The 11,814-nt window shown below is 66.7% G+C and carries 8 protein-coding genes and 2 pseudogenes; 6 read left to right on the plus strand and 4 right to left on the minus strand.

What is annotated here, in order from left to right:
* Positions 1-118 precede the first annotated feature (118 nt).
* Positions 119-541 (plus strand): peptidase inhibitor family I36 protein, encoded by a 423-nt coding sequence (locus tag A6P39_RS43020; protein WP_275884386.1) that lies wholly within the window; start codon positions 119-121, stop codon positions 539-541.
* Positions 542-600: 59 nt separating this feature from the next.
* On the opposite strand, the pseudogene A6P39_RS43025 reads toward A6P39_RS43020, so the two are convergent.
* A pseudogene (locus A6P39_RS43025) lies at positions 601-699 on the minus strand (IS5/IS1182 family transposase); the annotation flags it as partial.
* Between the two features lie 2 nt (positions 700-701).
* Between A6P39_RS43025 and A6P39_RS43030 the strand changes: the two are divergent.
* The 3 genes and pseudogenes from A6P39_RS43030 to A6P39_RS43040 form a co-directional block, all read left to right on the plus strand.
* Positions 702-1,213, plus strand: a pseudogene (locus tag A6P39_RS43030) (dienelactone hydrolase family protein); the annotation flags it as partial.
* A 174-nt stretch (positions 1,214-1,387) separates the two neighbouring features.
* A complete protein-coding gene (locus tag A6P39_RS43035) occupies positions 1,388-3,019 on the plus strand; it encodes a serine/threonine-protein kinase (protein ID WP_275884387.1) in 1,632 nt (543 codons plus the stop codon).
* 139 nt (positions 3,020-3,158) lie between these two features.
* Positions 3,159-5,150 (plus strand): FHA domain-containing protein, encoded by a 1,992-nt coding sequence (locus tag A6P39_RS43040; protein ID WP_275884388.1) that lies wholly within the window; start codon positions 3,159-3,161, stop codon positions 5,148-5,150.
* Positions 5,151-5,244: 94 nt separating this feature from the next.
* Here the strand turns inward: A6P39_RS43040 and A6P39_RS43045 are convergent, their stop codons facing one another.
* The 3 genes from A6P39_RS43045 to A6P39_RS43055 form a co-directional block, all read right to left on the minus strand.
* Positions 5,245-6,360, minus strand: coding sequence for a cytochrome P450 (locus tag A6P39_RS43045; RefSeq protein WP_275884389.1), 1,116 nt, complete (start codon positions 6,358-6,360; stop codon positions 5,245-5,247).
* 169 nt (positions 6,361-6,529) lie between these two features.
* A complete protein-coding gene (locus A6P39_RS43050; RefSeq protein ID WP_275884390.1) occupies positions 6,530-7,504 on the minus strand; it encodes a terpene synthase family protein in 975 nt (324 codons plus the stop codon).
* 108 nt (positions 7,505-7,612) lie between these two features.
* The gene (locus tag A6P39_RS43055) at positions 7,613-9,145 is read right to left on the minus strand and encodes a cytochrome P450 (RefSeq protein WP_331454233.1); all 1,533 of its coding nucleotides are present in this window, start codon (positions 9,143-9,145) and stop codon (positions 7,613-7,615) included.
* Positions 9,146-9,788: 643 nt separating this feature from the next.
* Here A6P39_RS43055 and A6P39_RS43060 point away from each other — a divergent pair.
* Together A6P39_RS43060 and A6P39_RS43065 are read left to right on the plus strand one after the other, a co-directional pair.
* Positions 9,789-11,210 carry an amino acid permease gene (locus A6P39_RS43060; RefSeq protein WP_275884392.1) on the plus strand — a complete coding sequence of 474 codons (1,422 nt, stop codon included), beginning with the start codon at positions 9,789-9,791 and terminating at the stop codon, positions 11,208-11,210.
* A 282-nt stretch (positions 11,211-11,492) separates the two neighbouring features.
* The gene (locus A6P39_RS43065; protein ID WP_275884393.1) at positions 11,493-11,807 is read left to right on the plus strand and encodes a hypothetical protein; all 315 of its coding nucleotides are present in this window, start codon (positions 11,493-11,495) and stop codon (positions 11,805-11,807) included.
* Positions 11,808-11,814 lie beyond the last annotated feature (7 nt).

Below are 11,814 nucleotides of genomic sequence, written 5' to 3' on the forward strand. Positions count from 1 at the left end.
GGCACCCTCGGTGCGGCTGAGGAACGGTGCGGCCGCACAGGCCGAGTGAACCTTCAGACGCCTCCACACCGTGTTCCTCAGGGGCAGTCCGCACCCGTGCACGACGGAAGGAATGTAAGTGGGCATCAGTTGGAAGCGTCTGGCGGCACTGGCAGCGGCCGGGGCATCGGCCGTGGCGATCGGACTCGGTACGGCAGGTCCTGCCGCCGCCGTGCAGTGGAACCCCGGGGCGAATTGTGACGCAGCCGTCTACAAGTTCTGCTTCTACGAGAACCCGGACTACTCGGGCGCCGCGATAGGAGTGCCCTGGAACGACATAGACGGATCCCCCAACTTCCACGCGTGGCCCTACCTCGACGACAAGATCTCTTCCGTGAAGAACAACATGGGCTATCCCCTGTGTCTGTACCGGTACGAGAACTACCAGGACCTGGTGCTCACAGTGTCACCCTTCCATCAGCTGTCGAGGCTCTCGGACTACGGTGCGGACAACAAGGTGTCCTCGTTCATCAGAGCGGCCACCAACAACGGTGGCTGCTGAAACGTGTCGCGAAATGCCGTGAGCTGAGCAGGCCGGAGCCCGTGAGCAAGGTCGTCCGCTCATGACGCCGGGGCGGGGTCATGCATGTGGGCGACGGCCCGGACCGCGTGAGGGAGGCCGTCGCCGCGCTGCCGGCAGACACGGAGGATCTTGTAGTTCCCCGCGTCTGAAGGCGATGGCCGACCGGCCGGCGGCGTCCGGTACGCGGTGCTCGTTCCCGACGTCCTCCACCGGCACGGGCCCACTCCGGTCGTGGATGTGCCCGAGTTCATCGTCCTGGCCGCCAGCCCGGACATCGTGCCTCTCCCGTGGTGGTGGACGGGCCGGTAGGCACCACCGGTTACCGCATGGGCGCCCGGCTCGCGCCGTACACGGCCGGCACCCACCCCGACCGGGTGGCCGCGGCGGCCGGTTTCCACGGCGGCCGGGCCGGCGAGCGAGGCGCCCGACAGCCCGCACCTGATCGCCGACCGGGTCACCGCCGAGTAGTACTTCGCGCATGCCGACGAGGACCCTTCGACGCCCGAGGAACAGATCCGCCGCCTGGAACAGGCGCTCACCGAGGCGGGCGTCACGCACCGGTGCGAGGTGTACGAGGGCGCACCCCACGGTTACCCCCAGAGCGACACCGCCGTAGACAACCCCGACGCGGCCGAGCGGCACTGGACGTAACTCCTCGCCCTCCTCGCCCGCGCTCTGTGAACGCGGGACGCCGGGTCGCGGCCCCTTCGGACCCCGCGCGAACGCCGGGCCGGGCACCGGCCCGGCAGCGCTTCGTCGCGTCGGCCGGTTCCGGCTCAGCGGGCCGCGACGCCCAGGTACAGGAAACGAGGGAGATCCACCCCTATGCAGCCACCCGACGCACACTCCCCGGACGCGAACCCCGGACGGCTGGTGGCCGGTCGCTACCGTCTGCTGTCCCCGCTCGGCGAGGGCGGCATGGGAACCGTCTGGCGCGCCCGCGACGAAGCGCTGCGCCGTGAGGTCGCTGTCAAGGAGGTGCGCGCGCCGGCCGGGCTGCCCGCCGCGAAGGCCGAGCGGATGTACGCCCGGCTGGAGCGGGAGGCGTGGGCCGCGGCGCGGATCACGGCCCGCGGTGTGATCACCGTCCACGACGTGGTCACCGACGAGGGCCGCCCCTGGATCGTGATGGAACTGGTCCGCGGCAGATCACTGTCCGACCTCCTGGCGGCCGGGGGAGCGCTGCCGCCGCGGGAGGCCGCGCGGATCGGCGCCGAGGTCCTGGCCGCGCTGCGGGCCGCGCACGACGCCGGGGTGCTGCACCGGGACGTGAAACCGGCCAACGTCCTGCTCGCCGACGACGGCAGAGTGGTGCTCAGCGACTTCGGCATCGCCCTCGTCCAGGGCGACACCGCGCTCACGCTGACCGGCGAGGTGGTCGGCTCGCCCGAATACATCGCGCCGGAACAGGCGTTGGGCCGTACGCCGGACAGCGCGGCGGACCTCTGGTCCCTCGGTGTGCTGCTCTACACCGTCGTCCAGGGGCGTTCGCCCTTCCGGCAGGACACCGCACTGAACACCCTGCGTGCCGTCGTCGACACCGACCCGCCCCACCCGCACCGGGCCGGCCCGCTCACCCCGCTGATCGCGGGGCTGCTGCGCAAGGACCCCGCCGAACGGATCTCCGCGGAGCGGACCGAGGAGGCACTGCGGCGCGTAGCCGCGCACGACGGGGATCCGGGGGCGGACACCGAAGCGACGGCAACGTCCGGAACAGCGGTCGTGCGCGCCGGGGCTTCGCCGGACGGGGAGGTGACGGCCACGGCCGGGACGGTGGCCCCGGTACCGGCGCCGCCGGCCACCGCCGCCGCCTCACGGACGGCGCCGGGCGACAGCCCCGCGGCCGTCACCGCAGAGACCGGCAGGACCGTCGGGGCACCCGCCGTCCCGTCGCGGCCGTCACCCGATGACGTGATCACGTTTGCGGACGCCCTGACCACCGGCCTCGTTGAGCCCGCGGAACCCCCGGCGCCGCAACCCGCCCCCGTACCGGTCCCCTCGCCCCGGCGCAGTCGCCGTACGGCATACGTGCTGACGGCGATGGGAGTCGTGTTCGTCCTGCTGCTGGGCGGGCTGGGGTACGCCCTGACGCGCGAGAACACCGCGGCCTCCGCCGGACCGTCCGTGACGGTGTCGGTCACCGGCGCGGGAACGGCGTACGCGGGAGCCTGTCCGCCGCCGCAGGTTCGGGCGCCCGCTTTCACAGCCACCTTCCAGGTGACAGGGCTGCCTGTGCAGTTCTCCTACCGTTGGGTGTCGGCGCACGGTGCGGTGGTCGACCCCGCCTGGCGGACGCTGTCGTTCCCGAAGGGCGGGCCCCGTACGGACCGGGAGTCGGTGCGACTGACGACGTACGCCCAGACCGGCACGCTGACGAGCGCGATGGCCGTGGAGATCCGGTCGCCCTTCCAGCAGGTGTCGACGGCCGTGCCCTTCTCGTTGACGTGCACGCCGTAGCCGTATGGCGTTCAGGGAGTCGTGAACCGCGTGAACCCGGTGCTCCGTGTAGGAGAAGGGCGGGTTCGTCCCCCTGCCGGACCGGACCGCGCGGTGGCGGTTCCACTCCGGCGACGGGACATGTCTGCGAGGAGTACGAGTGTCATCGGTGATCGTGGGACGCACGGGTCCCTTCATGGGGCAGACCGTGGTGCTGGGCACCGCGCCGCTGAGGTTCGGGCGCAAGAACGACAACGACGTGGTCATCGTCAGCGCGAGCGCGTCCCGTCTACACGCCGAGATCGTCGCGGAGAACGGCGCGTACGTCCTGCACGACCGGGGCAGCAGAAACGGGACCTACGTCAACGACCGCCCCGTCAGCCGGTATGTGCTGAGTGCCGGGGACGTCGTCCGGATCGGTGACGAAACCTTCCTGTTCGAGACGCAGGAAGCGCTGGAGACGGTCATGGACCTCTCCCGGCTCGATCCGCTCTCCGCCGCCTCTCCGGTGGCCGACCCCGGGCTGCTGCGCGTCACGGTCGCCGGCGGCGGCCCCGTCGGTCTCGCCTTCGCCCTGCTGCTCGAGGAGGCGCTGGCGGGACGGGTGGCCATCACCGTGTACGACGGGCGGTGGATCGCGGCAGGTCCCTCGGTGGTCTGGAAGGACGAGACCCAGGGCAACGTCCGCCGCCAGCAGGTCGTGACCATCCAGAGCAGGCAGTACCTCGCCCTCACCGAGGAGATGCGCCACGCGCTGTTCCGGGACGAGGACCGCTTCTCCGAGATGTGGCCCGTCGGACCGGACTCCGTCGACGGCAGACCGCCCCGCAACATCCGCATCGCCTATGTCGAGGACCGATTGCTGGAACTGGCCCGCAGCAAGCCGGCGATCCGTCTGGTCCCCAGCCGGTTCGACCCGGTGGAGCAGGAGGAACGCCTGACCGGCGAGCACGTCCTGGCGATCTGCGAGGGCGGGCGCTCCCGTACCCGCGAGCACTTCGGCGACCGCTTCGGCGCGGCCGACGCCACCGTCTACTCCCTCGACGGTGAACACCTCCAGGACGTGGTGCTCGGACTGCGCGTCAAATCCTCGCTCAGGGACCCGATGAGCGTGCTGCTCACCGTGGCGCAGAACCGGTTCCTGCTCAACTCGCTGCGCGGCGAGGGCTTCCTGAACATGAGGCTCACCCGCGAGGAGGCCAGAAACGTCGTCGGCATCGACCCCGTGCGCCAGGTCTTCGAGGAGTGCATCGCCGCACGCCCCTGCGTGATGAGCCGGCACGAGGACAACGAGTTCGTCTGCCCCACCCACGGCACGCTCTTCCTGCCCGCCCTGCTGCGCGGCTCGCCGCTGTGGAAGCGGATCCAGGAAGGGCTGCGCCTGTTCGGGGTGGCGGAGGACGACCTGAGCGCCGTGACGTCCTTCCGCCTGGACATGGTCCAGCGCCCCCGCTTCACGGCCCAGCTCAGCCGCGCCACCCCGACGACTCCGGGAACCTACGGGTTCCTGCTCGGCGACGCGGCCAACGCCATCCACTTCTGGCCCGGACGCGGTCTCAACAGCGGCCTCGCCTCGGCCGTGTCCCTCGCCCGCTCACTCAGCCGGGCGTGGCGGGGCAGACCGCTGCGCGACGCCGACTTCATCCGGCACGAGGCCGCGATGTCCATGCTTCAGTACCGGCACAAGAGCCGCGCGTGGAACGCCATGGTCACCACCGACGAGCATGGTGTCACCCGAGCCGTCAAGGACGTCATAGCCCGCAGCACGGAACAGCCCCCGTCCTCGGGTCCGGCCGGCCCCGGGGACGGGCAGTCCGACCTGGAGACGCTGCTGGAGCGGATGCGCGAGATCCGTGAACGCCTCGCGCCCCGCCTTCCCGGCATGCCCACCGACGAGGAACTCCGCGGCCACCTCGGCACGCTCCGGCCGACGACCCTGCGCACTCTGTGTGACAGCGGCGCCTGGGACACGCTGATCGTCGGTGGCGAGGAGGCGGACATCGACCTCTTCTACCAGTCGGACGCGCCCGTCTACGTCGCTCGTCCGCAGGAGCCAAAGGCCGCCGCCGAGGAACGCCGGGGCGGCTCTCCGAGGGACCCGCGCGTCGCCGGTCACGAGCCCGGCGCCCAGGAGGCCGTGCCCCTCGGGTGACCGCCTGCCCGCAACCGGGTCAGTCCGTTCCTGACGCCGGGACGGCCCAAGGGCATGCTCCCGAGCACCTCGGCGCAAGTGGTTTCCTGTCAGGTCACCAGGTCACCGGAAGCGCCTCGGCACCGTATACCGTCGAGCCCCGCCTGAACCGGATGTCCGCTTCCGGGACGGCGAGTTCCAGTGTGGGAAAACGCCGGAGCAGTTCGGGCAGAGCGACCCTCAACTCCAGCCGTGCCAACTGCTGTCCGAGGCACTGGTGGACGCCGAAGCCGAACGACAACTGAGCGACCGGACGGCGATGGACGTCCAGTGCGTCAGGCCGCTCGGGCACGAGGTCGGGATCACGATTCGCTGTCAGCGGCGAGAGCAGGACGTACTCACCTGCGGCGATCTTGCTGCCGCAGATCTCGACATCTTCCACGGCCGTCCTCAGGAGCGGTGCGGGGATGGCGAGATACCGCAGAAGTTCCTCAACCGCTTTTTTGGTGATCGACGTGTCGTCCCGGAGAGCCGCCAGTTGGTCCGGATTGCACAGCAGCGTCAAGACGCTCAGGGCGAGCATGGCCGCTGTGGTCTCGTGTCCTCCGACGAGGAGGGTGGTTCCGAGTCCGATGAGTTCGTCATCGGTGAGGTCCGCACCGTGACGCCGTACCAGTTCTCCCAAGACTCCGTCACCCGGGGAGGCTCGATTTTGGGTGACGATGTCCGCCATGGCCGCGTTCAACTCAGCCGATGCGGCCACCAACTGCCCGGCGTCGGCCGTCCCGTCCATGATCACCTGAGAGCAGACCTGGAACATGGACCGTGTCTCATACGGTACTTGGAGCAGTTCGCAGATCGCCAGCGAGGGGATGGGCAGGGCGAACGCCTCGATCAGGTCGACCACGGGCCCATGCTCCGCCATGACGTCGAGGTGCTCGGAGACCATTCTCTCGATCGCGGGCCGCAGCTGCTCGACCTGACGAACGGTGAAGCTTCCGGTGAGCATGCGGCGCAGGCGTGCATGTTCTGGACCACTGTAGGCGGGCAAGAAACCCGGGTGGTTGAACAGGGTGCGCGGCAGCATGGGGTCGATGCCGTTTCCTGTCACCAGGCGCTCCTCCGCGAAAGCAGCCCGAACATCACCGTATCTGGTGATGACGGCGGCCTCTATTTCGCCACGCACCGGGTGAAATACGCGCAGACGGATCAGGCCATCCTTCTCACGCATGCGAACAAGAGCGCGCGATGGGTCGAACGGGCAGTTCTGATCCCGTTCGGAGGCTACGAAGGATGCCGAGCGGTGATGAGGCATTACGCAGTTATCCTCTTGTCGCCGAGGTGGGTTTCTCCGGCTGGGACAGTCACGGGTCACGGCCGGCGGATCGATTGGTGCCGGTTCACATCCGGTATCGGGTGGAGGTGTGATGCCAGTCGTAGGCACCGCGAATGGTCGTCTGTAGTGCCTCTGTGCAGTAACGCTTCAACAGATCACGGGCGGTCGGATCGAGCTGACTTTCCTCTGTCGCTCGGAGGAGGGCGTGGTGGGTGGCGGTGAATATCTGCAGGACTTCTTCCTGGCGGCGAAGGACCTTTTCGATCGCTTCCGGACGGGAGAGCCCGTGTTCACGTTCCAAGGACAGCACGAGATTGTTGTTCTCACCCAGCGCGGCGTCTTTGTCCAGGGAGATGACATCGTTGTCACAGATGATGAACATTTTCGTCATCTCGCGCATGGTCGACAGGTGCGGGAGTTCGTACAGGTGATCCGGGAGAACACATGAGGACAGGCGCTCGGCGAGATCCATGACCGGTGCCACGCCAATGGTGTGGCGCCTCACGCGTAGGTACGCACTCAAGGACATGGGGCTGCCGGTCTGCCGGCTGCGTGCCTCGTGGACATGGTGGTCCAGGTAGGAGGACCAGTGAGCGCTGGATCGCTCTATCCAGTGCTGAGGCATGTCCTGGCTGCTGCGCCGCCGCATGTCGGCGAAGGAACTGGCCAGTGGCAGCGGGCATCCGGCGCCGGTGGTGCCCTCCTTGACGAGTTCGACCAGGTGGCGGACGCGTTCAGGTGACTGGCCCCACTGATCGTCAAGTGCGTCGTCGAACAGGAAGTACCAGCTTTGCTGGTCGATTCCGATGTCCAGTTCGCTTCCCGTCGCGTTCGGATAGAACATGGCCGCTATCAACGGGAACTGGCCCTTGAGATGATGGGATTCCTCAGCTTCCGAGGACAGGAAGCCGAAAGATTTCGGCCAGGCGAGGTGACGGTCTTGAGCGGCCTGGAAATCTGAACTGATGCGGCTGGGAAACGGGATGGAGACCGGGCCCTCGCGACGGTCGTCAGGCAGGGCATCTACCGTTTGGGTCATGATAGGAGGGTCACCTCCAAAGACGTTGATCGGAATTGATCGGTTCGTCGTGATCGGTAGCGATGGTGACGGTGAGTATCTACGCTCGGCGCGGGACGGGAGGCTGGATCACCGGGATTGCCGGCGTGAGACGAGCATGGGCAGCGAACTGGGCCGGATCTGCGCCTGGACCAGTGGCCGGACCCGATGACCCTCGATCGGACGCAGCTGCCACCGGGAGACGATCGAGGTGATGACGACCAGCATCTCGGTCATGGCGAAGAAGTCCCCGATACACTTCCTGTTGCCCATGGCGAACGGTATGTAGGCGCCCTGCGGAAGCTCCTGTTGGGAACGTTCGAGCCATCGGTCCGGGTCGAATCGCAGGGGATCCGGGAAGTACGCCGGGTCCCGATGCATCGTCGCGGCACTGTAGATCATCTCGGCCTCCGACGGGATCTCGATACCGCGGACACGCACAGGCTCCAGGGCCCGTCGCATGAGAAGCCAGTTGGGCTGATGCAACCGAAGCACCTCCCGCAGGAACCGGTCGGTGAAGGGAAGCGACGATGCGTCAGGAAGGACGTCGGCAGGCCGCGCATGGCACTCGTCCCTGATGCGCTCGGCGATCTCCGGGCGCCGACCGAGTTCATGAAGAGCCCAGGACAAGGTCGTCGACGTGGTTTCAGCACCGGCCATGAGCAAGGACAACAGCTCATCGCGGGCCTCCACGTCGCTCATTCCCTGGGGGTTCGCGGGTGTGCCGGCGAACATGATCGACAGCAGATCGCCACGGTCGGTGGGATCTTGCCGAGCCTGTCGGACAGCCGTGTCCGCGAGTTCGCGCAGAGCCGCGGCCGCTGACAGATACCGGCGGTGACCCAGCACGGACGAGGAGGCGATCGGCGCGGGCAGCACGGTACCCATGAAAACCCCGCGCATCAGCGTGGTCAGGTGCTCGGCGACCCGTTCACCCAGCTGTGCCATGGCCTCGGCGCCATCCGGGCGTTCGGTGCTGAACAAGGCCGCGACGAGCATGACGGTCATCGTCTTACGCATCGCCCGATCCATCGCGATCACTTCGCCCGGGCGCCACGCAGACACCTGCTGCTCAGCGATATCAGTCATCGTGCCGACATATGTGGTAATGCTGTCACGATGGAAAGCGGGCTGGAGTGCACGCCGCTGGCGCCTGTGGACCTCTCGCTCGGACGTGATTATGCCATTTCCAATAAAAGGCCTCGCGACGTCGAACAACAATCCTTTGCTAAATTTTCTGCTCTGCGTCACGAGAACGTCATGGACTGCTTCCGGCGAGTTCAGGACCAACACCGGACGAGTTCCGAGAAATATCTTGACGATCTCGCCTCGATCCCTGATGGACTGCAGGAAGCTCACTCGTTTGATGGCGAGCTGAGGTAGGTGCCCGAGTAAGGGAAGGCGGCCCGGCGCGACAGGCGCCGCCACTGGAGTGGTGATCAAACACACAGCTCTGCACCTCCTGTGCCAAGTGCTGAAATATTCGCTTGCCAGGGGAACGGGGGAACGGGCAGTGCCCCTGGGTGTGAGCGAAGTGCCGCTCCTGATCGCACGCGTGCCTGCTGCCCGGAAGCTTTGCACCGAGCGGTATCGACGAAACGCCTTGCTGGTGTGTTGCGGCACACATGTGTACGCCTGTCAGACACATTTGTACAGTTAGGTCACACACATCCACCGGCCCCGTCCGCCGCGGCCGCACTCGTTGCGATGGTTGATCAGAGCCGCTCGCCGCGTGCTGGCTGCCGCTGGACGTCACGGCACGGCGCCGTACCAAAGCCCACCTCCCTGGCGAACCGAAACGTCCCGGTTCGCCAGGGAGGTGCATCGTGCGGCGGACGTGCGGCGGTGTCGTCTTCTCTTCGCAAGTGTGCCGGGTGTGAGCATCTGACCCATGTCAAGGTACCGAGACCTGAAAATCTTGGAAAGTCAGGCTCATTAGTCAAATCTGCAAGCTTTCTTAGCTGTCGAAGTGTCAGAGGGCACAACAATCAGGCCGCTGGGCTGATGTGTTTCGGGTGTTTCGCTACCTTTTTGTGCTTTGGCGTGATCGACTTCAGGACACTCGTCACACGCACCATTGCCCGCCAGGGAGGTGCGCGTGATACATGTTCACGACACCTGGAATACATCCCACGTACTTCGTGTCGAAGCGTGCCGCCGGGTCGGCCACTTCGGGCCGGCCACAGCTCCACTGCAGTTCCAGCAGGTCGATACCCGATTCGAGGCCGAATGACAGCTCGGATCGGCATAGCGGAAGGCGCATGGCATGGCCTCTTCAAAGGTCACCGAAGCTGCTTCGCGGGGCACTGACGCCCCAGGGGAGGGGTACGAGCGCGGGCTCGGCAGCCGTCAGGTTCAGATGATCGCGGTCGGCGGCGCCATCGGCGTCGGCCTCTTCCTGGGGGCCGGGGCGAACATTGCCAAGGCCGGGCCCAGCCTGATCCTCATGTATGCCATCGCCGGCGTCATCATCTTCTTCATCATGCGGGCGCTCGGCGAGCTGCTCCTGTACCGCCCTGTCTCGGGCTCCTTCGCGGAGTACGCCCGGGAGTTTCTCGGCCCCTTCTTCGGCTACTTCACCGCCTGGACGTACTGGCTGATGTGGGTCGTCACGGGTATGGCCGAGCTGACAGCCGCCGCGATCTATGTCGACTACTGGTTCCCGTCGATCCCGCGATGGGTGACAGCCCTGGTCTTCCTGGTGGTCCTCTTCGGCGTCAACCTGATCTCCGTGAAGGTCTTCGGAGAGCTGGAGTTCTGGTTCTCGATGGTCAAGGTCACCGCCCTGATCGGCATGATCCTGATCGGTCTCGGCGTCCTCACCTTCGGGTTCAGCAGCGCCGGTGACACGGCGTCGGTCGCGAACCTCTACCAGTTCGACGGCTTCTTCCCCAAGGGTATCGGCTCCTCCCTGATGACCTTGCAGGGTGTCATGTTCGCCTACCTCGCGGTCGAGTTGGTCGGCGTCACGGCCGGCGAGTCGGAGAACCCGGAGAAGACCCTCCCCAAGGCGATCAACACGCTCCCGTGGCGCATCGCGCTGTTCTACGTCGGTGCGCTCACGGTGATCCTGTGTGTGGTGAAGTGGACCGAGTTCGCGCCGGGCGTCTCGCCGTTCGTCGCCGCCTTCGCGAAGATCGGCATCCCGGCGGCCGCCGGGATCGTCAACTTCGTCGTCCTCACCGCCGCCCTGTCCTCGTGCAACTCCGGCATGTACTCCACGGGCCGCATGCTGCGCACCCTCGCTGACAGCGGTGAGGCGCCGGCCGCCTTCCAGAAGCTGTCCGCGTCGAAGACCCCGGCACTTGGCATCACCGTCTCGGTCCTCTTCATGGGTATCGGCGTGGTGCTCAACTACATCGTTCCGGAGAAGGCCTTCGGCTACGTCACCTCCGTCGCCACCGCGGCCGGCATCTGGACGTGGCTGATGATCCTGATCAGCCACGTCCTCTACCGCCGCGCGGTCGACTCGGGCCGCCTGCCCGCCTCCTCCTTCCCGGCGCCGGGCGGCGCGGTGTGCAGCTGGATCGCCATCGTGTTCCTGCTCTTCGTCACGTGCCTGATCGCCTACGACGCCGACTCCCGGATCTGCCTGTACGTGATGGCCGGCTGGGCCGTCGTGCTCGGCATCGGCTGGGCGGCTCTGAAATCCGGCAACCCGGAGATCGCCGAGCGCAGCGAGCCGTGACAGGCGGGAGCAGCGGGCTGTTCCGCACCTTCGTCATGGAACAGCCCGTGTGCTCATAGCCGTCCGGCTCACCTTTCGGTCCACGCATGTCGCGCTTCTGGTCAGAGTCGCCTATGAGACCTCTGGCGACATGCCAAAGAAACATGAATGCTATACAAGGACGTTATCCTTTCCAGGATTTGATAGCTCCTTGGCGGGCGACGCACTATTTCTCCTCCGGACGCGGAGTTCCTTTGCCGCGGGCCCGATAGCGGTAGCGGCTGAAACGGTAGGTTGTAGAGCATGTCGGATCACACCGAAGTTGCGACTGAGACTCTCCGGGGTGTAGCGCACGACATCACCATCGGCGCCGGTTCCGCCTTCCAGGTGGCGGAGGCGTTGAGGAATCTCCCGGCTCCGGACAGTCATGCCTTCGGCAACAGCTCAGCCGGCCAGGATGCGCACAACGACTACCAGAAAATCCACCAGAATCTGATCGCTCAGGCGTCCGACATCAGCGATCGCCTGCAATTCATCGGTACGGCGGTGCGGCATGCTGCGGAGTTCTTCGACGCGGCGCAGGCAAGCGCGTTGAAATCCTACCGTCAGCTGAGCTGAGGCGTCC

The organism is Streptomyces sp. FXJ1.172, from assembly GCF_001636945.3.
GTDB lineage: Bacteria > Actinomycetota > Actinomycetes > Streptomycetales > Streptomycetaceae > Streptomyces.

Coding starts and splice junctions, on each gene's coding strand:
- A6P39_RS43045 (WP_275884389.1), bottom strand. CDS start 6,360: ATGCGTGAGAAGGATGGCCTGATCCGTCTGCGCGTATTTCACCCGGTG.
- A6P39_RS43065 (WP_275884393.1), top strand. CDS start 11,493: ATGTCGGATCACACCGAAGTTGCGACTGAGACTCTCCGGGGTGTAGCG.
- A6P39_RS43060 (WP_275884392.1), top strand. CDS start 9,789: ATGGCCTCTTCAAAGGTCACCGAAGCTGCTTCGCGGGGCACTGACGCC.
- A6P39_RS43050 (WP_275884390.1), bottom strand. CDS start 7,504: ATGACCCAAACGGTAGATGCCCTGCCTGACGACCGTCGCGAGGGCCCG.
- A6P39_RS43035 (WP_275884387.1), top strand. CDS start 1,388: ATGCAGCCACCCGACGCACACTCCCCGGACGCGAACCCCGGACGGCTG.